Annotated in this window: 22 protein-coding genes; 18 read left to right on the forward strand and 4 right to left on the reverse strand. The window is 74.3% G+C overall.

What is annotated here, in order from left to right; genetic code table 11:
* Positions 1 to 21: 21 nt before the first annotated feature.
* Both E6R18_RS16310 and E6R18_RS16315 read right to left on the reverse strand, forming a co-directional pair.
* Positions 22 to 267, reverse strand: coding sequence for a ferredoxin (locus E6R18_RS16310; protein ID WP_168712370.1), 246 nt, complete (start codon positions 265 to 267; stop codon positions 22 to 24).
* Entirely contained in the window at positions 267 to 1,424 is a 1,158-nt protein-coding gene (locus E6R18_RS16315) for a Rieske 2Fe-2S domain-containing protein (protein WP_136317614.1), read from the reverse strand. The genes E6R18_RS16310 and E6R18_RS16315 overlap by 1 nt, the downstream gene beginning before the upstream one ends.
* 414 nt (positions 1,425 to 1,838) lie before the next feature.
* Between E6R18_RS16315 and E6R18_RS16320 the strand changes: the two genes are divergently transcribed.
* From E6R18_RS16320 to E6R18_RS16385, 14 genes are all read left to right on the forward strand, one after another.
* Positions 1,839 to 2,999 carry a steroid 3-ketoacyl-CoA thiolase gene (locus E6R18_RS16320; RefSeq protein ID WP_136317615.1) on the forward strand — a complete coding sequence of 387 codons (1,161 nt, stop codon included), beginning with the start codon at positions 1,839 to 1,841 and terminating at the stop codon, positions 2,997 to 2,999.
* A gap of 10 nt (positions 3,000 to 3,009) precedes the next feature.
* Positions 3,010 to 5,205, forward strand: coding sequence for an acyl-CoA dehydrogenase (locus tag E6R18_RS16325; RefSeq protein ID WP_136317616.1), 2,196 nt, complete (start codon positions 3,010 to 3,012; stop codon positions 5,203 to 5,205).
* Position 5,206: 1 nt separating this feature from the next.
* Entirely contained in the window at positions 5,207 to 6,100 is an 894-nt protein-coding gene (locus tag E6R18_RS16330) for a MaoC/PaaZ C-terminal domain-containing protein (protein WP_136317617.1), read from the forward strand.
* Positions 6,100 to 6,744 carry a PaaI family thioesterase gene (locus E6R18_RS16335; protein WP_136317618.1) on the forward strand — a complete coding sequence of 215 codons (645 nt, stop codon included), beginning with the start codon at positions 6,100 to 6,102 and terminating at the stop codon, positions 6,742 to 6,744. Before E6R18_RS16330 ends, E6R18_RS16335 begins: the two co-directional genes overlap by 1 nt.
* A gap of 13 nt (positions 6,745 to 6,757) precedes the next feature.
* Entirely contained in the window at positions 6,758 to 7,519 is a 762-nt protein-coding gene (locus E6R18_RS16340; protein ID WP_136317619.1) for an SDR family oxidoreductase, read from the forward strand.
* A 268-nt stretch (positions 7,520 to 7,787) separates the two neighbouring features.
* Positions 7,788 to 9,446, forward strand: a complete 1,659-nt coding sequence (locus tag E6R18_RS16345; protein ID WP_136317620.1) for an AMP-binding protein — start codon at positions 7,788 to 7,790, stop codon at positions 9,444 to 9,446.
* Positions 9,447 to 9,493: 47 nt separating this feature from the next.
* Positions 9,494 to 10,660 (forward strand): acyl-CoA dehydrogenase family protein, encoded by a 1,167-nt coding sequence (locus E6R18_RS16350; RefSeq protein ID WP_136317621.1) that lies wholly within the window; start codon positions 9,494 to 9,496, stop codon positions 10,658 to 10,660.
* Positions 10,657 to 11,619, forward strand: coding sequence for a MaoC family dehydratase N-terminal domain-containing protein (locus E6R18_RS16355; protein WP_136317622.1), 963 nt, complete (start codon positions 10,657 to 10,659; stop codon positions 11,617 to 11,619). The genes E6R18_RS16350 and E6R18_RS16355 overlap by 4 nt, the downstream gene beginning before the upstream one ends.
* Positions 11,619 to 12,737, forward strand: coding sequence for an acyl-CoA dehydrogenase family protein (locus tag E6R18_RS16360; protein WP_136317623.1), 1,119 nt, complete (start codon positions 11,619 to 11,621; stop codon positions 12,735 to 12,737). Before E6R18_RS16355 ends, E6R18_RS16360 begins: the two co-directional genes overlap by 1 nt.
* Positions 12,734 to 13,183, forward strand: coding sequence for a MaoC family dehydratase (locus tag E6R18_RS16365; protein ID WP_136317624.1), 450 nt, complete (start codon positions 12,734 to 12,736; stop codon positions 13,181 to 13,183). Before E6R18_RS16360 ends, E6R18_RS16365 begins: the two co-directional genes overlap by 4 nt.
* The gene (locus E6R18_RS16370; RefSeq protein WP_136317625.1) at positions 13,180 to 14,361 is read left to right on the forward strand and encodes a lipid-transfer protein; all 1,182 of its coding nucleotides are present in this window, start codon (positions 13,180 to 13,182) and stop codon (positions 14,359 to 14,361) included. Before E6R18_RS16365 ends, E6R18_RS16370 begins: the two co-directional genes overlap by 4 nt.
* Positions 14,358 to 15,194: a MaoC/PaaZ C-terminal domain-containing protein gene (locus tag E6R18_RS16375; RefSeq protein WP_136317626.1), complete on the forward strand. Its 837-nt coding sequence runs from the start codon at positions 14,358 to 14,360 to the stop codon at positions 15,192 to 15,194. The genes E6R18_RS16370 and E6R18_RS16375 overlap by 4 nt, the downstream gene beginning before the upstream one ends.
* Positions 15,187 to 16,002 carry a 2-keto-4-pentenoate hydratase gene (locus tag E6R18_RS16380; protein WP_136317627.1) on the forward strand — a complete coding sequence of 272 codons (816 nt, stop codon included), beginning with the start codon at positions 15,187 to 15,189 and terminating at the stop codon, positions 16,000 to 16,002. The genes E6R18_RS16375 and E6R18_RS16380 overlap by 8 nt, the downstream gene beginning before the upstream one ends.
* Before the next feature lie 99 nt (positions 16,003 to 16,101).
* Positions 16,102 to 17,043 (forward strand): 3-oxoacyl-ACP reductase, encoded by a 942-nt coding sequence (locus E6R18_RS16385; RefSeq protein WP_136317628.1) that lies wholly within the window; start codon positions 16,102 to 16,104, stop codon positions 17,041 to 17,043.
* A 58-nt stretch (positions 17,044 to 17,101) separates the two neighbouring features.
* Here the strand turns inward: E6R18_RS16385 and E6R18_RS16390 are convergent, their stop codons facing one another.
* Positions 17,102 to 17,713 carry a TetR family transcriptional regulator gene (locus tag E6R18_RS16390; protein WP_206308299.1) on the reverse strand — a complete coding sequence of 204 codons (612 nt, stop codon included), beginning with the start codon at positions 17,711 to 17,713 and terminating at the stop codon, positions 17,102 to 17,104.
* A 179-nt stretch (positions 17,714 to 17,892) separates the two neighbouring features.
* Between E6R18_RS16390 and E6R18_RS16395 the strand changes: the two genes are divergently transcribed.
* The 4 genes from E6R18_RS16395 (at position 17,893) to hsaA (ending at position 23,196) form a co-directional block, all read left to right on the forward strand.
* Positions 17,893 to 19,443 (forward strand): FAD-dependent oxidoreductase, encoded by a 1,551-nt coding sequence (locus E6R18_RS16395; protein ID WP_136317629.1) that lies wholly within the window; start codon positions 17,893 to 17,895, stop codon positions 19,441 to 19,443.
* Between the two features lie 105 nt (positions 19,444 to 19,548).
* Entirely contained in the window at positions 19,549 to 20,343 is a 795-nt protein-coding gene (locus tag E6R18_RS16400; protein ID WP_136317630.1) for an SDR family NAD(P)-dependent oxidoreductase, read from the forward strand.
* A gap of 48 nt (positions 20,344 to 20,391) precedes the next feature.
* A complete protein-coding gene (locus tag E6R18_RS16405) occupies positions 20,392 to 21,990 on the forward strand; it encodes a FadD3 family acyl-CoA ligase (RefSeq protein ID WP_136317631.1) in 1,599 nt (532 codons plus the stop codon).
* 39 nt (positions 21,991 to 22,029) lie between these two features.
* Positions 22,030 to 23,196: a 3-hydroxy-9,10-secoandrosta-1,3,5(10)-triene-9,17-dione monooxygenase oxygenase subunit gene (hsaA, locus tag E6R18_RS16410; protein ID WP_136317632.1), complete on the forward strand. Its 1,167-nt coding sequence runs from the start codon at positions 22,030 to 22,032 to the stop codon at positions 23,194 to 23,196.
* A 64-nt stretch (positions 23,197 to 23,260) separates the two neighbouring features.
* On the opposite strand, the gene E6R18_RS16415 is transcribed toward hsaA, so the two are convergent.
* Positions 23,261 to 24,040 (reverse strand): SDR family oxidoreductase, encoded by a 780-nt coding sequence (locus E6R18_RS16415; protein WP_136317633.1) that lies wholly within the window; start codon positions 24,038 to 24,040, stop codon positions 23,261 to 23,263.
* Positions 24,041 to 24,072 lie beyond the last annotated feature (32 nt).

Raw genomic sequence — 24,072 nt, forward strand, 5'->3', positions numbered from 1 at the left:
TCAGCCGTCAGCCGTCAGCCGTCAGCCGTCCACGACCTCGATCGCGCCGTCCAGCGCCGCCTCGCGGATCGTCTCGCGCAGCGCACCGCAGCCCCCGAAAGCCGTGCCGGCCGTGCTTCGTTCCGCGCAGGCGGCCACGGCCGGGGCGTCCCACTGCACGCTCGTCTGCTGCCAGCTGCTCTTGCGCACCAGGACCCGCGCGGCGCACCGCTCGCAGGTCAGCGGCCGCATCGGGGTGCCGTCGGTGAGGCGGTTGTCGGTCCGCATCAGGCCGGACCTCCCGCGGCGGCGGCCCTGCGGGCGAGGTTCGCCTCGACCTCCTTCTGCCACGCCTCGACGGGCCGGGTGGTGTCCAGCTCGAACTCGAAGCGGTCGGTCATCTCCGGCCTCACGTCGGCGGCGTCCACGTAGAACTGCTCGTACCAGCGGCGCAGCTGGTAGACCGGGCCGTCCTCCTCGCAGAGCAGCGGATTGTCGATGCGCGCCTTGTTCTTCCAGATCTCGATGTCCTGCTCGAACCCCAGTTTGATGAACTGCGCCATCCCGGCGGCCAGTCGGTCGGCGGCCTCGCCCTGCATGGCGGGCGAGCGCTGCACGATGATGCCGTACTGGAGAACGAACCGGTTCGCGTCGACGGGGTAGTGGCAGTTGATCAGGACGCAGTCCACATCGCCGGTCTCGTAGTGGTACGTGAGGTCGTCGATCATGAAAGACGGGCCGTGGTACGAGGCGACCGAGGTGCTGCCGATCGTCTTCTGCTGCTTGCCGTCCTCCTGGGGTCGGGCGTCGGGGCGGCCGGTGGCGCGCATGCGCTGGGTGGCGGTGTGCCCCTCGAAGACGTTCTCGAAGTACGTCGGGAAGGAGTAGTGGACGTAGAAGAAGTGGGCCATGTCCACCACGTTGTCCACGACTTCGCGGCAGTTGGCGTCCACGACGGTCTCGTACCAGAGCCAGTCGGTCCACTCCGGGCTCGTCGCGCCCTCGATGCGGGGGATGCGCACGTCCTCGGGCGGCGGGTTGCCCTCCGGGTCGTTCCAGACGAAGAGCATCCCGTCCTGGTCCAGCGTCCGCCAGGCCGCCGTCCGGGCGCGCAGCGGCACCCGCTTGGAGTACGGGATCTGCTTGCAGCGGCCGTCGCCGCCCCAGCGCCAGTCGTGGAACGGGCAGGCGACCTGGTCGCCCTTGACAGTGCCCTGGGAGAGGTCGCCGCCCATGTGGCGGCAGTGGGCGTCCAGGACGTTGAGGCTGCCGTCGCCCGCCTGGAACACCACGAGCTTCTGCCCGAAGGCGTGGACCGCGTGCGGCTTGCCGTCCTTGTACTTCTCCGACAGGCCCAGGCAGTGCCAGCCGCGCGCGAAACGGGTGGGTGCCGCGGTGGCCTCGATGGCCCTGACGTCGTCGTGTGCCGAGTCGACTGCGCTCACGTTGCTCTCATCCCCTTCGAGGACCCTTGGTCTCCAGGTTCCGGACGCTAGGCCGGGGCCCGGGTGTGCGGGCGGGGGAGTCCCACTGACCGGTACGCGCCGCCTCAGGCCCGCGGGCGGCCCGTCCCGGTCGGTGGGACGGGACCCGCGCCCCGGGGCCGGCCGCGCGTACAGTCCGCCGCCCTGTCCGACGGGCCATACCGCGAAGGAGCCCCCATGCAGCGTTTCGACGGGAAGAAGGTCCTGCTCACCGGGGCGGGGTCCGGGCCGACGGCGGCTCGCTCATCTGAGGCGGCTCACCGGGGCCCGGCCACTGAGCGGGACTGCCCCTTGCCGTTTTCGAGAATGAATTCTAATTTTCGATTCCCAGCGTCCCGGCCCCCCCCACGGGCCCCGCACACCTTACGGAGAGCCATGACCGAGGCCGTCATCGTCGAAGCCGCGCGCACACCGGTCGGCCGGCGCCGCGGCGTCCTGGCCGGGCTCCACCCGGCGCAACTCCTCGGGCTCGCCCAGAAGGGCCTGGTGGAGCGCGCCGGCATCGCACCGGACACCGTCGAACAGGTCGTCGGCGGCTGCGTCACCCAGGCCGGTGAGCAGTCCAACAACGTCACCCGCAACGCCTGGCTGCACACCGGACTCCCGCAGACCACCGCCTGCACCACCATCGACTGCGCCTGCGGCTCCTCCCAGCAGGCCGTCCACCTCGTCGCCGGCCTCATCGCCTCCGGTGCCATCGAGACCGGCATCGGCTGCGGCGTCGAGTCCATGAGCCGCGTCTTCCTCGGCGCGGCGCTCACCCCCGGCAACGGCTCCCCGGTCCCGGAGAGCTGGACCCTGGACATGCCCGACCAGTTCACCGCCGCCGAACGCATCGCCCGCAACCGCGGCATCACCAGGGCCGACGCCGACGCCCTGGGCCTCGCCTCCCAGCAGAAGGCCGCCCGCGCCTGGGCCGAAGGCCGCTTCGACGGGCAGATCATCGAGATCCAGGCGCCCGTCCTCGGCCCCGGGGGCCCCACCGGCGATACCGTGTCCGTCACCCGCGACCAGGGGCTGCGCGACACCACCCCCGAGGCCCTGGCCGCACTCCGCCCGGTCCTGCCCGACGGCGTCCACACCGCCGGGAACTCCTCGCAGATCAGCGACGGCGCCGCCGCCGTCCTCCTGATGAGCCGGGAACGCGCCGCCCGCGAAGGGCTGCGCCCGCGCGCCCGGATCGTGGCCTCCGCCATGGTCGGCTCCGACCCGTACTACCACCTCGACGGCCCCATCGCCGCGACCGAACGGGTCCTGCGCACCGCCGGCATGACGCTCGCCGACATCGACCTGGTCGAGATCAACGAGGCGTTCGCCTCCGTCGTCCTGTCCTGGGCCCAGGTCCACAAGGCCGACCTGGACAAGGTCAACGTCAACGGCGGCGCCATCGCGCTCGGCCACGCCGTCGGCTCCACCGGTGCCCGGCTGATCACCCAGGCCCTGCACGAACTGGAGCGGACGGGCAAGTCGACCGCGCTGGTCACCATGTGCGCCGGCGGCGCGCACGCGACCGCCACCGTCATCGAACGCATCTGAGGGGCGCGCCATGACCATCGGACTCACCGAGGAGCACCTCGACCTGCGCGACGCCGTACGCGCCTTCGCCGACCGGCACATCACCGAAGACGCCCTGCGCGCGGCCGCCGACGCCGACAAGGAGACCCTGCCCGCCCACTGGAGCGGCCTCGCCGCACAGGGCCTCCTCGGGCTGCACCTGCCCGAGGAGGACGGCGGCGCCGGCTACGGGCTCCTCGAACTCGCCGTCGTCACCGAGGAACTGGGCCGCGCCACCGCCCCCGGGCCCTTCCTGCCGACCACCCTCGCGTCGGCCGTCCTGCACGCCGCCGGACACCGCACCCACCTCGCCCCGCTCGCCGCCGGCACCACGCTCGGCGCGGTCGGCCTCGACGCCGGCACCCTCGCCCTGGCCCGCGCCGCCGACGGCACGGCCACCGTCACCGGCACCTCGGGGCTCGTCGTCGGCGGCCACCTCGCCGACGTGTTCGTCCTGCCCGCCTCGGACGGGGGCCGCACCACCTGGCTGGTCCTGCCCCGGGCCGCCGTGGACACCGCCGACGTCCGCAGCCACGACCTGACCCGCCGCTCGTCCCGCGTGACCGTACGGTCCGTGCCCGTGCCGGCCGCCGACCTGCTCGACCTCGACCCGCGAAGGCCCCGGGACCTCGCCGCGACCCTGTTCGCCGCCGAGGCCGCCGGGCTCGCCGACCACTGCGTCACCACCGCCGCCGACTACGCCCGGGTCCGCGAACAGTTCGGCCACCCCATCGGCCTCTTCCAGGGCGTCAAACACCGCTGCGCCCGCATGCTCGCCCGGGCCGAACAGGCCCGCGCCTGCGCCTGGGACGCCGCCCGCGCGGCCGGACCCGGCGGCGCGGACGACCCCCGGGAAGCCTCGCTGGCCGCCGCCGTCGCCGCCGTGGTCGCCGTCGACGCCGCCTTCGACGTGGCGAAGGACTGCATCCAGGTGCTCGGCGGCATCGGCTTCACCTGGGAGTACGAGGCGCACCTCGCGCTGCGCCGGGCCCAGACCCTGCGCATCACCCTCGGCCCCTCCGCCGCCTGGCGCCGCCGCGTCGCCGCCCTCACCCTGGACGGGGTCCGCCGCCGGCTGGGCGTGGAGCTGCCGCCGGAGGCCGAGGCCCAGCGCGAAGGCGTCCGCACCGAACTCCGGGCGGCCCAGGCGCTGGAGGGCAAGGAGCGCACCGACCACCTCGCCGCCCACGGCTACACCGCGCCCCATCTGCCGGCGCCCTGGGGCAAGGGGGCGGGCCCGGTGGCGCAGCTGGTCATCGCCGAGGAGCTGGCGGCCGCCGGGCTCACCCCCGTCGACATGATCATCGGCGGCTGGGTGGTGCCCACCCTCATCGCCCACGGGGACCCGGCCCAGCAGGAGCGGTTCCTCGCCCCCAGCCTGCGCGGCGACCTCAGGTGGTGCCAGCTGTTCAGCGAACCGGGCGCCGGCTCCGACCTCGCCGGGCTCACCACCCGCGCCGAGAAGGTGGACGGCGGCTGGCGCGTCACCGGGCAGAAGGTGTGGACCTCCATGGCCCTCGACGCCCATTGGGGCGTCCTGCTCGCCCGTACCGACACCGAGGTGCCCAAGCACAAGGGGATCTCCTACTTCCTCCTCGACATGACGAGCCCCGGCATCGACATCCGGCCGCTGCGGCAGATCACCGGCGAGGCCGAGTTCAACGAGGTCTTCCTGGACGGGGTGTTCATCCCCGACGACCTGCTCGTCGCCTCGCCGGGCGACGGCTGGAAGCTCGCCAGGACCACCCTCGCCAACGAACGCGTCGCCCTGTCCCACGACTCGGTCGGCTCCGGCGCCGAAGCGCTGCTGGAGATCGCCGCGGCGTCCGACGGCCTGGACGACGAACAGCTCACCACGCTCGGCGGCCACCTCTGCGACGCGCAGACCGGCGCCGTCCTCGCCCTGCGCACCACCCTGCGCAGCGTCTCCGGGCAGCAGCCGGGGGCCGAGGCGTCCGTCGCCAAGCTGCTCGGCGTCGAACACCAGCAGCGGGTCTGGGAGACCTGCATGGACTGGCAGGGCACCGCATCGCTCAGCGGCGAGGGCGAGCGCCACGACGCCACCTGGATGTTCCTCAACTGCCGCTGCCTGTCCATCGCGGGCGGCACGACGGAGGTCCAGCTGAACATCATCGGCGAGCGCATGCTCGGCCTGCCCCGCGACCCCGAGCCCACCCGGAAAGGCTGACATGCCCATCGACCGCGACAAGGCGCTGACCGCGGACCCCGCCGTCCGCGAGATCCACTGGACCACCCGCGACGTCCTGCTGTACCACCTGAGCCTCGGAGCCGGCGCCGACCCGGCCACCGGCCCCGAGCTCCACCTGACCTACGAGAACGGCCTCACCGTGCTGCCGACCTTCGCCGTGGTCGCCGGCTCCGGGATCTCCGCGGGCGAGGCGGAGCCGCCCGGCTTCCACCTGCCCGGCATCGACATCGACCTGCGGGCCGTCCTGCACGCCGGCCAGGGGCTTCGGGTCCACCGGCCGCTGCCCGCCGGCGGCACCGCGACGCTCACCTCGCGGGTGGCCGAGGTCTGGGACAAGGGCAAGGCGGCCCTCATCGTCCTGGAGTCCGCCGCGACGGGCCCCGCCGGCGAACCGCTGTGGACGTCCACCACCCGCGTCTGGGCGCGCGGCGAGGGCGGCTTCAGCCAGGACCCCGGCCCGGAGGAGGAGCGGGTGACACCCCCGGACCGCCCGGCCGACACCGTCGTCACCTCCACCACCACACCCCAGCAGGCCCTGTGGTACCGGCTCAACGGCGACCTCAACCCCCTGCACGCCGACCCGGAGTTCGCCCGCGCCGCCGGGCTCGACCGGCCGATCCTGCACGGCCTCGCCTCGTACGGCATGCTCTGCAAGGCCCTCGTCGACGGCGTCCTGGACGGCGACGCCACCCGGCTCACCCACCTCGCCGTGCGCTTCGCCGGCCCCCTCCTCCCCGGCGAGTCCCTGACCACCTCCGTGTGGCGCGAGGGCCCGTCCGCCGACGGCACCGAACGGCTCGTGCTGCACGCGGCCTGCCCCGGACGCGACGGCGCCCCCGTGCTCACCCACGCGACGGCGACGGTGACCGCGTGATGAGCGACGGCCCGGCGCACCCCGCGCCCACCGAAGGACCCCGCCTGGTCGCCGAACCGCACAAGGACGGTGTCGACGCCGCTGTGGCGGCGGCCCGCCGGGTCATCGACGCCCTGCTGCACGCCGGGGACGGGACCGGCGCCGACATGGAGGAGATCGCCGGCCGGCTCGACGCCCTCGCGGACGGGCTCACCGAGCGGGCGCCCGCCCTGAGCGAACGCCTCGCCGAGATGTGGCGCGGCGAGGGCGTCACCCGGCACGACCCGGTCACCGGTCCGGAGAACGCCCTGGCACCCCCGCTCACCCTGCGCGGCGCCGACGACGGCTCCGTCGAAGGCACCGTCACACTCGGTCTGCCCTACCAGGGGCCGCCCGGCCATGTGCACGGCGGCATCTCGGCACTCCTGCTCGACCACACGCTGGGGGTCGCCAACCACTGGGGCGGCACCTCCGGAATGACCGCCGAGCTGACCCTGCGCTATCTGCGGCCCACCCCGCTGTTCGAGCCGCTGACCGTCACCGGCCGGCAGGTCTCGGTGGACGGCCGGCGCATCCGCACGGTCGGCGAGATCACCGCCAAGGGCAGCGCCTGCGTCACCGCCGAGGGGCTGTTCATCGCCAAGCACCTGCCCAGGCCGAGCTGAGGGGGCGGCAGCGATGGGACACCTCGACGGCAGGGTGGCGGTCATCACCGGGGCCGGGCAGGGCGTCGGGCAGGGCATCGCCCTCGCCCTCGCCTCCGAAGGCGCCTCGGTCGCCGTCCTCGGCCGGACCGCCGCCAAGCTGGACACGACCTGCGCGCTGCTGCGCGAGCGCGGGGCGACGGCCGAACCCTTCGTGGTCGACGTCCTCGACACCGCACGCCTCCCCGGCGTGGTCCAGGACGTGGCCGAGCGCTTCGGCCGGATCGACATCCTCGTCAACAACGCCTACACCGGCTGCTACGGCCCGCTCCTGTCACTGAGCGACGAGCAGTTCCGGCGGGGCTTCGACAGCGGCCCGTTCGCGGCGTTCGCCCTCATGAAGGCCGCACACCCGCACCTGGAACGGGACGGCGGCGGGTCGGTCGTCAACCTCGTCACCTCCGCCATGGTCCGCTGGGACCTGAGCACGTACGGGGCGTACGCGGCCGCCAAGTCCGCGCTCCGCTCCCTGACCCGGGCCGCCGCCAACGAGTGGGGCCGCGACGGCATCCGGGTCAACGCCATCGCCCCGCACGCCACCTCACCCGCCTACGCGGGCTGGCAGGAGGCCAACCCCGAGGAGGCCGCCGAGTTCTGCGAGTCCATCCCGCTGGGGTACGTGGGCGACTGCGAGCAGGACATCGGCCGGGCCGTGGTGATGCTGTGCGGCCCCGACGCCCGCTATCTGACGGGCGCCACGATCCCGCTCGACGGCGGCCAGGCCAACTTCGGCTGACCGGGCGCGGCCCCGTCTCCCGGTCAGCGGGACGGCCCCCGCTAGGCCGGCCCGGCCGCGGCTAGCGTCGCCACCGGCGCGGCGCGGACCCGGGGTCCGGCCGCCGGGCGGGCGCACCGCCGCCCGAAGGCGCCGGACCGGCCCGCGGACCCCCGCCGCACGCCGGCCCGCGCCCCTTCCGGCGCCACCACCGCACGACACCTCGCGCGCCCCGCGCCCCGTCCGCGTACCAACGGCAGACCCGTCCACCGGGTGAGAGGGACCGACATTGCCACACGAGACGATCGCCGACCTGCTGCTCGCCCGGGCCGGGGACGACCACCCGGGCCTGCTGACCCGCGACCGGTCCTGGACCTGGGACGAGGTGGTCGAGGAGAGCGCGGCCCGGGCCGCCCTGGCCCGGCAGCTGCGCACCGACGGGCCCTTCCACATCGGCGTACTCCTGGACAACGTGCCCGAGTACGTCTTCTGGCTGGGCGCCGCCGCGCTGGCCGGCGCGGCCGTCGTCGGGATCAACCCGACCCGGCGCGGCGCCGAACTGGAGCGCGAGGTACGGCACACCGACTGCGCGATGATCGTCACCGACCGGGCGGGCCTCGCCCTGCTGGACGGGCTCGACGTCGGCGTGGACCGCGACCGGTTCCTGGTGGTGGACACCCCGGAGTACCGGGAGCGCCCGGCCCCGCCCGTCCACCGCCCGGTGACCGCCGCGCCCGGTGTCACCACCACCACACCGATGCTGCTGCTGCTGACCTCGGGCACCACCGGCACCTCCAAGGCGGCGATCTGCTCGCAGGGCCGGCTCGCCGCGCTGGGCGCCGCCAACAGCGCCAAGTACGACATCACCCGCGCCGACACCTGCTACTGCCCGATGCCGCTGTTCCACGGCAACGCGCTGATGGCGCTGTGGGCCCCCGCTCTCACCGCCGGCGCCACCATCGCCCTCACCCGCAAGTTCTCCGCGTCCGGATTCCTCCCCGACGTCCGCCACTTCGGCGCCACCTACTTCACGTACGTCGGCAAGGCCATCGGCTACATCCTGGCCCGCCCCGAGACCGCCGAGGACGCCGACAACCTGCTCACGCACGCCTTCGGCACCGAGGCGTCCCCCGAGGACGCGGCCCGCTTCCTGGACCGCTTCGGCTGCCGCCTGGTCGAGGGCTACGGCTCCAGCGAGGGCGCCGGCATGCTCAAGCGGGTCCCGGACGCCCCCACCGGCGCGCTCGGCATGCCCGCCCGGCCCGGCGTCCGCATCGTCCACCCCGCCACCCGGGAGACCTGCCCGCCCGCCCAGCTCGACGCCTACGGCCGGGTGCGCAACCCGGAGGAGGCCATCGGCGAGATCGTCGACACCGGGGGCGCCGCCCGCTTCGAGGGCTACTACAACAACGAGGCGGCCAACGCGGAGCGCGTCCGGCACGGCTGGTACTGGACCGGCGACCTCGGTTACGTGGACGAGGCGGGCTACTTCTACTTCGCCGGCCGCTCCGGCGACTGGATACGCGTGGACGGTGAGAACACCTCCGCCCTGCTCACCGAGCGCGTCCTGCGCAGACACCGGGACGTGGTGGCCGCCGGAGTCTTCGGCGTGCCCGATCCGCGCTCCGGCGACCAGGTCATGGCCGCACTCGAACTCCCCGGCCGCACCCGCTTCGAGGACCTGGACCTGCCCGGCTTCCTGGCCCGCCAGGAGGACCTGGGCAGCAAGGGCGTACCCCGCTTCGTCCGCGTCTCGCACGCCCTGCCCACCACCGGCTCCAACAAGCTCCGCAAGAAGGAGATGCAGCTGGAGGGCTGGCGCACCGACGACCCGGTCTACCGCTGGGCGGGCCGCGGCCGGCCCGCGTACGCGCTGATGACCGACGACGACAAGGCCGCGCTGCGCGGCGAGTTCCTGGCCAACGGGCGCGGGCGCTTCCTGCCCTGACCCGCCCGACACCCCCGCTGCCCGGCGACAACCGAGGAGAACCACACATGCAACTGCGCGAGAGCGCCGCGCACCAGGAGCTGCGGCGGGAACTGCGGGCGTACTTCGCGGGCCTGATGCCCGAGGACGAGCGCCGCCGCGTCGGCGAGGAGGGCGTGGGCGGCGACCGCTTCCGCGAGGTCGTCAAGCGGCTCGGCTCCGACGGCTGGCTGGGGCTCGGCTGGCCCACCGAGTACGGCGGCCAGGGCCGGCCCGCCGAGGACCAGTACGTCTTCTTCGACGAGGTACAACGGGCGGGCCTGCCCTTCCCGTTCGTGACCGTCAACACCGTCGGACCGACCCTCATGGCACACGGCTGCGAGGAGCAGCGCAAACGGTTCCTGCCCGGCATCCTCTCCGGCGACATCGTCTTCGCGATCGGCTACACCGAACCGGCAGCCGGCACCGACCTCGCCTCGCTGACCACCCGCGCGGTCCGGGACGGCGACACGTACGTGGTCGACGGCAGCAAGATCTTCACCAGCGGCGCCAACACCGCCGACTACGTGTGGCTCGCCGCCCGCACCGACCCGGACGCGCCCAAGCACAAGGGGATCTCCATCCTGATCGTGCCGACCTCGGACGACGGCTTCTCCTGGAGCCCGATCCGCACCGTCGGCGGGATGACCGTCACCGCCACGTACTACAGCGGGGTCCGCGTCCCCGCCGGGGACGTGGTCGGCGAGGTGGACGGCGGCTGGCGGCTGATCACCGCCCAGCTCAACCACGAACGCATCGGCCTCGCCGCACTCGGCGGCCGCATGATCCAGCTGTGGGAACGGGTCCTCGACCTGGCCCGGGAGAACGGCACCGCCGACATCCCCTGGGTGCGGGCGGAGTTCGCCCGCACGTACGCCCGGCTGGAGGCGATGCGGCTGATGAACTGGAAGATGACCGCCGCCGTCGCCGACGACACCCTGACCGGCGCCGACGCGGGCGCCGCCAAGGTCTACGGCACCGAGACCCACATCGACGTCCAGCGCGGCCTGACCCAGATCCTGGGCGCGGCCGGCCGCATCCGGCCCGAATCACCGGGCGCGGCCCTCGCCGGCCAGGTCGAACAGCTCTCCCGGCAGGGCATCGTGAACACCTTCGGCGGCGGCGTCAACGAGGTCCTGCGCGACATGGTCGCCACCCAGGGGCTCGGGCTGCCGCGCGCGGGGCGTGGCGCATGAGCGGCGACCGGCGGCAGGAGGAGTACGAGGAACGGCTCCAGAGCTTCACCGGGCGCGAACTGCGCCCCCGCACCCCGGGCCAGGACCCCGTCAACCAGCCGATGATCCGCCACTGGGCGGAGGCGATGGGCGACACCGACCCGGTGTACACCGACGCCGGCGCGGCCCGCGCCACCGGCCGCGACGGGGTGGTGGCCCCCGCCTCGATGGTCCAGGCGTGGACCATGCGCGGCTACGCGGCCACCGTGGGCCCACGCGGCGGCGAAGACGGGTTCGACGCGCTGGTGGCCCTGCTGGACGAGGGCGGCTACACCTCCGTGGTGGCCACCGACTCCGAGTTCACCTTCCTGCGGGAGCTGGTGCCGGGGGACCGCGTCGCCGTCAGCGAGAGCGTCGAGTCCATCTCGGCACAGAAGCGGACCGGGCTCGGGCCCGGACGCTTCGTCACCACCGTGAAGACCTACACCGACGCCGACGGCGAGACGGTCGCCACCCAGCGCTGGCGCACCCTGAGGTTCCGCCCGGCGAAGACCGGGGAGACCCCCGCGCCGGCCCTCCGCCCGCGCCCCGCCGTCAACCGGGACAACGCCTTCTTCTTCGAGGGCGCGAAGCACCACCGGCTGCTCATCCAGCGCTGCACCGGCTGCGCCCTGCTGCGCCACCCGCCGGGCCCCTGCTGCCCCGCGTGCGGATCGCTGGAGTGGGACACCGCGGAGGCCGGCGGCCGGGGCGAGGTGTACAGCTTCGTCGTCAGCCACCACCCGAAGCACCCCGCGTTCGACACGCCGTACCTCGTCGCCGTCGTCGCACTCGCCGAGGGCACCCGGCTCATCACCAACCTGACCGGTGTCGCCCCCGAGGACGTCACCATCGGCATGCCCGTCGTCCTCGACTGGCTCGACGCCGACCCCGATCTGACCCTGCCGGTCTTCCGGCCCGCCGCGACGGAGGCGCCCTGATGGATTTCTCCCTGGGAGAAGAGTGCGAAGCGGTACGTGACCTGGCCCGGGAGATCCTCACCGACCACGCCACGCCCGAGCGGCTGCGCGAGGTCGAGTGCTCCCCGGCCCGCGTGGACGAGCGGCTGTGGGCGGACCTCGCCTCGGCCGGGCTGCTCGCCGCCGTGCTCCCCGAAGCCGACGCCGGCGCCGGGCTCGGCATGGCCGGCCTCTGCGTCCTGCTCCAGGAACAGGGCCGCCTCGTGGCCCCGGTCCCGCTGTGGCCCGCGCTGACCGGCGCGCTCACCGTCGCCGCCCACGGCACGGCCGGCCGGCGCGCGGCCCTGCTGGCGGACCTGGTGGACGGCGGCGCGCGGCTCACCGTCGCGCTGGAGGAGTTCGGCCCGTACGGTCCGCTCGCGCCCCGGACCACCGCGGCCGAGGACGGGGCCGGCTGGCGGCTCACCGGCGTCAAGGCCGTGGTGCCCGCGCCCGCCGGGGCGGCCCACGTCCTGGTCACCGCGGCGACGGGCGCAGGCCCCGGCGTCTTCCTGGTCGCCGCCGACGCCCCCGGGGTGAGCTGGGAGTACGCCGAGACCACCAGCCACGACCTGAGCGCCCACCTCACCCTCGACGGCGCCCGGGCCGAGGCCGTCGGCACACCCGGCGGCGAGGCGTTCGGCCACCTCGTCCGGCACGCCCGGCTGGCACTGGCCGCCCTCCAGGCAGGGGTGGCCGACGGGGCGCTCGGCCACGCGGCCGCCCATCTGCGCGAGCGCGAGCAGTTCGGCCGCCCGCTCGCCACCTTCCAGGCCGTGCAGCACCAGCTCGCCGACTGTTACATCGACATCGAGGCCATGCGGGTCACGCTGTGGCAGGCCGTGGACGCCCTGGCCGAGCCCTTCGACGCCCTCGCGGCGGACCGGGCCGCGCTCGTGGCCCAGTGGTGGGCCGCCGAAGGGGGACTGAACACCGTCCACCGGGTGCAGCACGTGCACGGCGGGATCGGCGTCGACACCGACTACCCGGTGCACCGCCACTTCCTGTGGGGCAAGCAGATCTCCACCACCCTGGGCGGCCCCGGTGCCGGCCTGGACCACTTGGGCGCCCTGGTGACCGGCGGGGCGGTGACCGCATGACCCCGCAGCCGGACACCGCGCTCCCGCCCACCCGTACGTACGACGAGGTGGCCGTCGGGGAGGTGCTTCCCGAGCTGGCCGTCCCCGTCACGCGCACCCTGATCGTCGCCACCGCGCTCGCGAGCCGGGACTTCCAGGACGTGCACCACGACCCCGGGCTCGCCCGGGAACGCGGCTCGAAGGACATCTTCATGAACATCCTGACCAGCAACGGCCTGGTCGACCGGTACGTCACCGGCTGGGCCGGCCCCGCCGCCGTCGTCAAGGCCATCCGCATCCGGCTCGGCGCACCCAACCACCCCGGCGACACCATGGTGCTCACCGGCACCGTCACCGGGAAGTCCGACGCCGACCGCCGCGTCGAGATCGCCGTCCGGGGCACCAACAGCCTGGGCGCCCACGTCACCGGCAGTGTGTCGGTACAGCTGCCGGAGGCGGGCCGATGAGCAGGACTCCGCTGTCGGGGACCGCCGCCGTGGCCGGGATCGGCGCCACCGAATTCTCCAAGAACTCCGGCCGCAGCGAACTCCGGCTCGCCTGCGAGGCGGTGCTCGCCGCCCTGGCCGACGCGGGGCTGACCCCCGCCGACGTCGACGGGCTCGTCACCTTCACCGCCGAGACCAACTCCGAGGTCCACCTGGCCCGGAACACCGGGATGGGCGAGCTGACGTTCTTCTCCCGCATCGGCTACGGCGGCGGCGCCGCCTGCGCGACCGTGCAGCAGGCGGCCATGGCCGTCGCCACCGGGGCCGCCGAAGTGGTGGTCTGCTACCGGGCGTTCAACGAACGCTCCGGCGAGCGCTACGGGCTCGGGCAGGCCGACCGGCCCATGGACACCACGGCGGACCGGGCCGCCTACGCCTGGATGACACCGTTCGGGCTGAGCACCCCGGCCCAGTGGGTGGCCATGTTCGCCCGCCGCTACCTCCACGAGTACGGGGCCACCACCGACGACTTCGGCCGGGTCGCCGTGGTCGACCGCAAGCACGCCGCGAACAACCCGGCCGCCTGGTTCCACGGCCGCCCCATCACCCTCCAGGACCACCGCGACTCCCGCTGGATCGCCGAGCCGCTGCGGCTGCTCGACTGCTGCCAGGAGACCGACGGCGGCCAGGCCCTCGTCATCGTCTCCGCCGAACGCGCCCGTGACCTGCCCCACCCGCCGGCCGTGATCCGCTCGGCCGCCCAGGGACTCGGCGCCGACCAGCACATGATGACCAGCTACTACCGGCCCACCATCACCGGCATCCCCGAAATGGGGCTCGTAGCACGGCAGTTGTACGGGCAGAGCGGCCTTGCCCCCGGCGACATCGACGCGGCCGTGCTCTACGACCACTTCACCCCGCTGGTCCTTCCCCAACTGGAGGAACTGGGCTTCTGCGGGCGCGGCGAGGCGAAGGACTTCATCGCGGACGGCCATCTCGAACTCGGCGGCTCGCTGCCCTTCAACACCCACGGCGGACAGCTCGGCGAGGCGTATCTGCACGGCATGAACGGCGTCGCGGAGGGCGTCCGGCTGATCCGGGGCGCCTCGGTCAACCAGCCCGACCGGGCCGACCACGTCCTGGTCACCGCCGGCACCGCAGTGCCCACCAGCGGGCTGATCCTGGGGGCCGACCGATGACCGCGTCCCCGTGGCAGGGCCGCGCACTCGGCACCCGTACCGTCTCCTGGACCTCGCGGGACGCGATCCTGTACGCCCTCGCCGTCGGGGCCCCCGCCGACCGCCTCGACCTCGTGTACGAGGAACGCCTGCGGGTGCTGCCCACCTTCGCCCTGACCCTGGCCCAGTGGGCGCCCGACGCGCTCGGCGCACTCGGAGCCTTCGACGTCACCTCCGCCGTCCACGGCAGCCAACACCTCCTCGTGCACCGCCCGTTGGAGCCGGACGGGGAGCTGACCACCACGGCCAGGGTCTCCCGGGTCTGGGACAAGGGCGCGGCCGCCGTCTTCGACGTGGAGGTGGACTGCCCGTACTTCACCGCCACCTGGTCGCTCTTCGCCCCCGGCGCGGGAGGCTTCGGCGGAGAACGCGGACCGGGGGCCCCGCGCCGGCCCGAGGAGCCCGCCGGGCTCACCGCGACCGTCGCCACCCACTCCCGGCAGGCGGCGCTCTACCGGCTGCTCGGCGACCGGCACGCGATGCACATCGACCCCGGTGCGGCGCGGGCCGCCGGAATGCCCCGGCCGTTCCTGCACGGGCTCTGCACGCTCGCCGCGAGCCTGCTGCCGCTGGCCGACCGCCTCGGCGCCCACCCCGCCGACCTGCTGGAGCTGGACGCCCGGTTCGCCGCGCCCGTCTTCCCCGGCGACCGGCTCGACGTGCGGGCCCGGCACGGCACCGCGGGCGCGGCGGCGCTCTTCGAGGCGTCCGCCGGCGACCGCGCGGTCCTGACCGGCGGGCGGGCCCGCTTCGCCCCCGGCGCAACCGCCCCCGAGGAGACCCCCGATGCTTGAGACCGCCCAGCGCGCCGAGGCCGCCGACCTGCTGTGGACCGCCCAGTGCGACCGGACCCCCGTCGAGCCGCTGACCGCGGCCTATCCGGACATCGACGCGTCCGACGCCTACGAGATCCAGCTCATCAACATCCGCAGACAGCTCGCTCAGGGGCGTACCGTCCACGGACACAAGGTCGGCCTGTCCTCGGAGGTCATGCAGCGGATGATGGGCGTGGACGAGCCCGACTACGGCCATCTGCTCTCCGACATGGTGCTCAGCGAGGACACCGCCGTGGACACCGGCCGCTACTGCTTCCCCCGGATCGAGGTCGAGATCGGGTACGTGCTCGGCCGGAGCCTCCCCGGCGAGGGCTGCACCACCGCCGACGTCCTGGCGGCCACCGAGTACATCGTCCCCTCCGTCGAACTCATCGACAGCCGGATCAAGGACTGGCGGATCGCGCTGGCCGACACCATCGCCGACAACGCCTCCTCCGCCGGGGTCCTCCTCGGCGCCGCCCGCGTCCGCCCGGCCGACCTGGATCCCGCCGACATCGCCGCCGTGCTGTACCGGGACGGCGAGGAGATCGCCCGGGGCAACACCAGCGCCGTGCTCGGGGACCCCACCGAGGCCGTCGCCTGGCTGGCCCGCAAGGTGGCCTCCTTCGGTGTGACGCTGGAAGCCGGCCACGTCATCCTGCCCGGCTCGTGCACCGCGGCGGTCGACGTGCGCCCGGGCGACACGTTCCGCGCCGACTTCGAAGGACTCGGCTCCGTGTCCCTCGCCTTCGCCCACTCAACGGGACAGGACGGGAACCGAAACTGAAATCAATACTAGTTTCATGAGCCGAAGGCACACCCCGACCGCAACCCCGGGGTGTGCCGCTCCATCCAGCGGCTCGACGGAACACCGGAAAGAGGCAGCATGAGCGCGACGAACACCCCCTCGGCGAACACCCTGGAGGGGCGTACCGCCGTCGTCACCGGCGCCGGAGCGGGGCTCGGCCGCGCCGAGGCACTGGCCCTGGCGGGGCTCGGGGCCAATGTGGTGGTCAACGACGTCGGCCCGTCCGCCGACGACGTGGTCGCCGAGATCAAGGAGCTGGGCAGCGGCGCGGTCGCCGTGACGGGCGACGTGGGGGACTGGTCGATGGGCGACCGCCTGGTGCAGGCCGCCGTGGAGACCTTCGGCGGCCTGGACGTCGTCGTCAACAACGCGGGCGTGCTGCGCGACAAGATGCTGTTCAACCTCACCGAGTCCGACTGGGACGACGTGATCCGCATCCACCTCAAGGGGCACGCCGGACTCTCCCGCGCCGCCGCCGTGCACTGGCGCACGGCGAGCAAGGCATCGGGCGCCCCGGTCTACGGCCGGGTCGTCAACACCTCGTCCGAGGCGTTCCTGTTCGGCGCCCCCGGCCAGCCCAACTACTCCGCCGCCAAGGCCGGGATCACCGCGCTGACCCTGGCCACCGCGCAGGGCCTGGCCCGCTACGGGGTGCGCGCCAACGCGATCTGCCCCCGGGCCCGCACCGCCATGACCGCCGATGCCTTCGGCGAGGGCGCCACCACGCCCGGCGGCCTGGACATCATGGCCCCCGAGCGCGTCGCCACCCTCGTCACGCACCTGGCCTCACCGGCCGCCGACGGGATCAACGGGCAGGTCTTCGTCGTCTACGGCGACATGGTCGCCCTGCTCGCCCCGCCCACCGTGGAGAAGAAGTTCACCGCCGCCGACGGCACCTTCACCCCGGCGGAACTCGACGGCCTGCTGACGCCCTACTTCGAGGGCCGCGACCCGTACCGGAGCTACGCCGCCTACAGCGTCGCCGGACTCGACACGACGGGCACGCAGCAGCCCCGCTGAACCGGCGTACCCACGCAACCGGCGTACCGGCCCGGCCGGCGCACCCGCGCCCGCCGGGTCAGTCCGTGTCCGGGTCCGGTGCGAGCAGCAGGTGGCAGGCCATCCGCAGGTCCGCTTCGGCCGCCTGCGGGGTGAGCCGTTCGTTGAGACGGGACTGCAGGACCCCGTACCAGAGCAGGACCAGCAGCCGCAGCCGGGCGATGTGGTGTTCCGTGGGCTGCTCGACCTCCCAGGCCCGCAGCAGCAGGTCGAGGAAGCCCGAGTCGATCCGGGCCAGGTCCGGCACGGTCGAGGCGCGGGCGGCGTTCGACGACTGGATCATCGCGGTGGCCAGCGCCGGCCTGCGCAGCAGGTTGCGGGTGGCGCTGCCCAGTGTCTCGAAGACGGCGTCCTCGGGCGACATGCCCGCCGGGCGCTCGGGCACCCGCGCCGCGAACCCCTCGATCCGGTCGGCCATCAGCGCGGTGAACAGGTGCGTCTTCGACGGGAAGTACCGGTACAGGGTGCCGATCGCGACGCCCGCGCCCTTCGCCACCTCGTGCATCTGCACCCGTTCGAGGCCGGTCTCGGCGGCGAGGTCCGCCGCCACCTTCAGGATGCTCTGCCGGCGTGCGCGCTGACGGGGCGAGCTGGGCTCCGCCCCTGCCCTGGCCTCGGCGATTCTGGGCACGCGCCCCTCCTCCCGGCGTTCGGTTCATGTCAACGGCCTCCGACAATACGCGCCCCCGCCGCCCGCGTCAGGTGCCGTCCGCCCGCCGTACCGGTCAGCGGGACCGGCCCCGCCACAGCCGCCCCGGAAAGGGTCTGCTGGCCCCGCACGACCACCGAGCGGCAGAAGGGGCACACCTCATGCGGGACGGCCAGGACTGGGACGCCACCCACGACGTGATCGTCGTCGGGTCCGGCGCGGGAGCGATGACGGGGGCCCTGACGGCGGCCGGGGGCGGCCTCGACACCGTCGTACTGGAGCGGACCGCGCTGCTCGGCGGCACCTCCGCCTACTCCGGGGCGGCCTGCTGGCTGCCCGGCACCCAGGTGCAGGAGCGTGCCGGCCTCGGCGACGCGTCGGAAGACGCCCGGGACTATCTGCGGGCCCTGCTCGGCGACGGCGAGGCGGCACGCCGGGACGCCTTCCTGCGGCACGCGCCCCGCCTGGTCGCCCGGCTGGAGGACGACCCGGCCCTCGCGTTCGAGTGGCAGGCGTTCCCCGACTACGTCGCCGCCCCCGGCCGCATGGACGCCGGCCGCTCCTTCGTCCCGCTCGACCTGGACCCGGCCGAGCTGGGCGGCCTCGCCGGCCTGGTGCGCCCGGCCGTCGACCGGGACCGGGCCGGCCAGGGCCACCCCGCAGCCCCGCTCACCCAGGGCCGCGCCCTGATCGGCCGCCTCCTGCTGGCCCTCACCCGCACCGGCAACGCCCACATCCGCAACCAGCACCACGTCACCGGGCTCATCACCGAGGACGGCCGCATCACCGGTGTCGAGGCCCGCACCCCGCACGGCACCGTCCGGATACGGGCCAGGCGCGGGGTCCTGCTGGCCGCGGGCGGCTTCGAGGGCGACGGCACCCTGCGCACGGAGCACGGGGTGCCCGGCCGGGCGGCGTGGAGCATGGCGCCCCGGGGGACCAACACCGGGGAACTGCTGCGCGCCGCGGTCGGGGCGGGCGCCGCCACCGCACTCCTGGACGAGGCGTGGTGGTGCCCGGGGACCGAACTGCCGGACGGTTCGGCCGCCTTCACCCTGGGCCTGCGCGGCGGGCTGATGGTGGACGGCTCGGGGCGGCGGTTCGCCAACGAGTCCCTGCCGTACGACCGCATGGGCCGGGCCATCGCCGCCGCCCAGGGAGCGGACGCGGCCGTCCACCTGGTCTTCGACTCCCGGGAGGGCGGCGCCCTGCCCGCCATCACCGTGCCGCCCACCGCGCCGGCCGAGCACCTGGCGGCCGGCACCTGGGTGCGGGCGGAGTCGCTGACCGAACTCGCCGGGCTCATCGGGGTGCCGGCCGCCGCCCTCACCGGGACCGTCGCCCGCTTCAACGGGTTCGCCGCCTCCGGCACCGACGAGGACCACCACCGCGGCGAGGACCCGTACGACCTGTTCTTCGCGAGCCCCGCCGACGCGCCCGGGCCGAACCCCTGCCTGGTCCCGCTCGACCGCCCGCCCTACTACGCGGCCCGGCTGGTCCTCGCCGACCTCGGCACCAAGGGCGGTCTGCGCACGGACGCCGACGCGCGCGTCCTGGACACGGCGGGCCGCCCGCTGCCCGGCCTGTACGCCGCCGGGAACACCAGCGCCTCGTTCACCGGCCGCGTCTACCCGGGCCCCGGCGTCCCCATCGGCACCGCCATGGTCTTCGCCTCGCTGGCCGTCCACCACATGGCCGGGCGGCCCGCCTGACCCCCGGCCGCGGGCATCCCGGCCAGTGGGATGCCCGGGGCACCGCCCCGCAGACGGGCTCTACGGTCGCGGCACCGGGCCCGGCCGGCACGAGAGAGGTACGCGATGACCGACAAGAACCTGTACGGACCGTGGGCGGTCGTCGCCGGAGGGTCCGAGGGCGTGGGCGCCTCGTTCGCCCACCGGCTCGCGGACGCCGGGATCAACCTGGTCCTGATCGCCCGCAAGCCCGGGCCCCTGGAGGAGACCGCAGACCGGGCCCGCGCCCGGGGCGTCGAGGTCCGCACCCTCGCGCTCGACCTGCTCGGCCCCGGGGCCCCGGACAAGGTCCGGGCTGCCACGGACGGCCTGGAGGTCGGCCTGCTGGTCTTCAACGCCGGGGCCAACAGCTACGGCCACGAGTTCGTCACCGGCGACCTGGACCGGGTGCAGGGCGTCCTGGACCTCAACATCACCGCGCAGCTGGCCCTGACCCACCACTTCGGGGCCCTGATGAAGGAGCGCGGCCGGGGCGGCATCCTGCTCGTCGGCTCGCTCTCCGGCTACCTCGGCCAGGCGCAGATCAGCGTCTACTCGGCGGCCAAGGCATTCAGCCGGGTCTTCGCGGAGGGCCTGTGGCTGGAGCTGCGGCCGCACGGAGTGCACGTCCTGGAGCTGGTGCTCGGCGTGACCCGCACCCCGGCCATGGAGCGCGCCGGACTGCGCATGGACCTGCCGGGCCTGCGGGTCGCCGAGCCCGACGACGTCGCCCGGGAGGGGCTGGAACACCTCGCCGACGGCCCCGTCCACATCGCGGGCGGCAACGGCCCGGCGGCCGAGAAGCGCAGCGGCTTCCCGCGCGCCGAGCTGGCCCTCGCGGCCCACGAGGCGTCCCGGCGGCTCCTGCCGCCGTCCTCCTGACACCACCGGCCCGCCGCCCCCCCCCCGCCGCCCCCTCCCGGAGAGCAGATGAGCGAGACCGAGCACCCCCTCACGATCCCCGGCGCCCTGGCCCTCGCAGCCGCCCGCCACCCCGGCCGGGACGCGGTCGTGGACGGCTCCACCCGGCTGACCTGGGCGCAGCTGCGCGACCGGGTGCACGCGGCCGTGAAGTCGCTGATCGCCCTCGGTGTCCGGCCCGGCGACCGGATCGCCGTCTGGGCGCCCAACAGCCACCACTGGGTGGTCACCGCGCTCGCCGCCACCTCGGCCGGGGCGGTGCTGGTCCCGGTCAACACCCGCTACCGCGGCGAGGAGGCGCGCTGGCTCCTGGACCGCGGCGGGGTGCGGCTGCTGTTCGTCGAGAACGGCTTCCTGGGCAAGGACTACCTCGCCATGCTCGGGGCGGGCCCGGACGCCGTCGATGCGGGCGGGCCCGTGCCCCAACTGCCCGCGCTGGAGCAGGTCGTGGTGTTCGACGACGCCCCGGGAGGGCCCGGCACCCTGCCCTGGGACCGCTTCCTGCGCGAGGGCGCGCACCTGCCCGGTGCCGAGGCCGCCGCCCGGGCCGCCGCCGTACACCCCGACGACCCGTCCGACCTGCTCTTCACCTCGGGCACGACCGGCCGCCCCAAGGGCGCCCTGACCACGCACCGGCAGAACCTCACCACGTACCGGGCCTGGAGCAGCCGTACCGGAGTCACCGGCGAGGACCGCTGCCTGGTCGTCAACCCGCTGTTCCACTGCTTCGGCTACAAGGCCGGCGTGCTCGCGTGCCTGGTACGCGGCGCCACCATGGTCCTCCAGCCGGTGTTCGACGTGGAGCGGGTCCTGCGCGCCGTCGAGGCCGAGCGGATCACCGTGCTCCCGGGCCCGCCCACCATCTACACCGAACTGCTCGACGCCCCCGCCCGGCACCGGTTCGACCTGTCCTCGCTGAGGCTCGCGGTGACCGGCGCCGCCGTCGTGCCGGTCGCCCTCGTGCGGCGGATGCGGGCCGAACTCTTCCCCGACGTGCTCACCGCGTACGGGCTGACCGAGAGCTGCGGCACGGTCACCGTCTGCTCGGCCGACGACGACGCCGAGACCGTCGCGCTCACCGCGGGCCGCCCCATCGACGGCACCGAGGTACGCATCGGCGACGCCGAGGGCGCCCCGCTGCCCGCCGGTCAGGACGGCCGCATCCTGGTACGCGGATTCCACATCATGCTCGGCTACCTGGACGACCCGGCGGCGACCGCGGCGGCCGTCGACGCCGACGGATGGCTCGACACCGGCGACATCGGCCATCTCGACGCACGCGGCAACCTGGTGATCACCGGACGCTCCAAGGACCTCTTCGTGGTCGGCGGCTTCAACGTCTACCCGGCGGAGGTCGAGCAGGTGCTCGCCGGGCACGACGCCGTCGCCGAGGCCGCCGTGGTCGGGGTGCCCGACGCCCGCCTCGGCGAGGTCGGCCGCGCGTTCGTGACGGTCCGGCCCGGCGCCGGTGCCGCCCCGGACGACCTGATCGCCCACTGCCGCGAACGGATCGCCAACTTCAAGGTCCCGCGCGAGGTCGTGGTCCTCGGGAGCCTGCCGCGCAACGCCACGGGCAAGGTGGACAAAGCCGCCTTGCGCACGATCTGACCGCACCCCTCACGGTGCGATGAGCGAGGGAGAGCGACGATGGGCAACGAGGTTCTGGAGTCGGTGCGCGCCCTGCTGCCGGCCATCGAGAAGCGGGCCGTCACCACGGACGAGGAGCGGCGCATCCCGCAGGCCACGGTCCGCGAGCTGACCGACGCCGGGGTGTTCAGGATGCTCCAGCCGGCCCGCTACGGCGGCCTGGAGAGCGACCCGGCCGACTTCTACCAGGTGGTACGGGCGATCTCCGCCGTCTGCTGCTCCACCGGCTGGGTGGCCTCCGTCCTCGGGGTGCACCCCTGGCAGCTGGGCCTGTTCCCCAAGCAGGCGCAGGAGGACGTGTGGGGTGAGGACCGGGACACCCGGATCTCCTCCTCGTACGCGCCTGTGGGCCGGCTCACCCCCGTCGACGGCGGCTACGAACTCACCGGCCGGTGGAGCTTCTCCTCCGGCTGCGAGCACGCGTCCTGGGCGCTGCTCGGCGCCCTCGTCGTCGGCGCGCAGGGCCGGCCCGTCGACTTCCTCACCGTCCTGGTGCCGCGCCGCGACTACCGGATCGAGGACATGTGGGACGTGGTCGGGCTCCGGGGCACCGCCAGCAACGACATCATCGTCGAGTCGGCGTTCGTCCCCGCCCACCGGGTGCTGCGCAACTACGAGCAGGCCCGGCTGAAGGTGCCGGGCCAGCAGGTCAACCCGGGCCCGCTGTACCGGCTGCCGTTCGGCGCGATCTTCACCAGCGCCATCACCGCACCGGTGATCGGCGCGGTGTCCGGCGGCTACGCCTCGTACGTGCAGCGGATGAAGGAGCGCGTCCGCCTCAGCCTGGGCGGCGGCCGGTTCACCGAGGACCCCTTCGCCCAGGTCGCCATCGCCCGCGCCGCGTCCGACATCGACGCGACCGTGCTCCAGATGGACCGCAACCTGCGCGAACTGTCCGAACTCGCCGCGGCGGGCCGGGAGATACCCATGGAGCTGCGCCTGCGCACCCGCCGCGACCAGGTCCGGGGCACCGAGCGCGCCGTCGCGGCGATCGACCTGCTCTTCAAGACCGCCGGCGGCAACGCGCTGCGGCGCGGCAACCCCGTCGAACGCGCCTGGCGCGACGCCCACGCGGGCAGCGTCCACGTCGCCAACGACGTGGAACGCGCGCTCGCCATGTACGGCCGGGGCGCGTTCGGCCTGACCGTCGAGGACAACCTCGTCTGACGCCCGGTCGCACGACACAGCGTCCCGGACCCCCGCGGGGGTCCGGGACGCTGTGCGTACGGGGTCAGCGGGCCGTTCGCGCGGCGAGGTAGCGGGCGGGGAACTCCCCGCCGCCGTGCACCGCCAGGTCCGCGCCGCTGATGTAGCCGGAGAGTCCGCTCGCGAGGAACAGGCAGGCGCGCGCCACGTCCTCGGGGACCGCCATCCGCTCCATCGGGATGACCGCCGCCACCGCCTCTCCGCCGTCCGCGCCGTACACCGAGGCGGCGCTCTCGGTGCGGATCAGGCCCGTGGTGATGTGGTTGACGCGGACCGCCGGCGACCACTCCAGGGCGAGCGCCTTGGTGAGGGCCAGCAGCCCGGCCTTCGCGGCGGAGTACGCGGCGGTGCCGGGCTGCGGGTCGTGGGCGGAGACGCTGCCGATGTTGATGACCGCGCCCCCGCCCTGCTGCGCCCGCATGACCCGGTGGGCCGGCTGCGCCACGTAGAACGGGGCGAGGAGGTTGAGCGCGACGATCTTCTCCACGAAACGCGGCGAGACGGTGGCCGCGTCCGCGTCCGGGGAGCCGCCCGCGTTGTTGACGAGGACATCGAGCCGCCCGAACCGCTCCACGGTGGCGTCCACCAGCGCGGACGCCGCCTCCGGGTCGCGCACGTCGGCCGGTACGAAGACCGCCTCACGGCCCCGGGCCGAAGGGAGGGTCCGCGGGGTGCTCCGGCCGCAGACCACCACGTCCGCCCCGGCCGTCAGGAACGCTTCGGCGACGGCGGCGCCGATGCCCTTGGTGCCGCCGGTGACCAGCACCACGTGTCCCGTGAAGTCCAGCGGGTTGCCGATGTCCATGGCGTCGCGCTCTCCTGACTCGGTCTGCGGGA

It is taken from the genome of Streptomyces sp. A1277 (assembly GCF_004795015.1).
GTDB lineage: Bacteria > Actinomycetota > Actinomycetes > Streptomycetales > Streptomycetaceae > Streptomyces.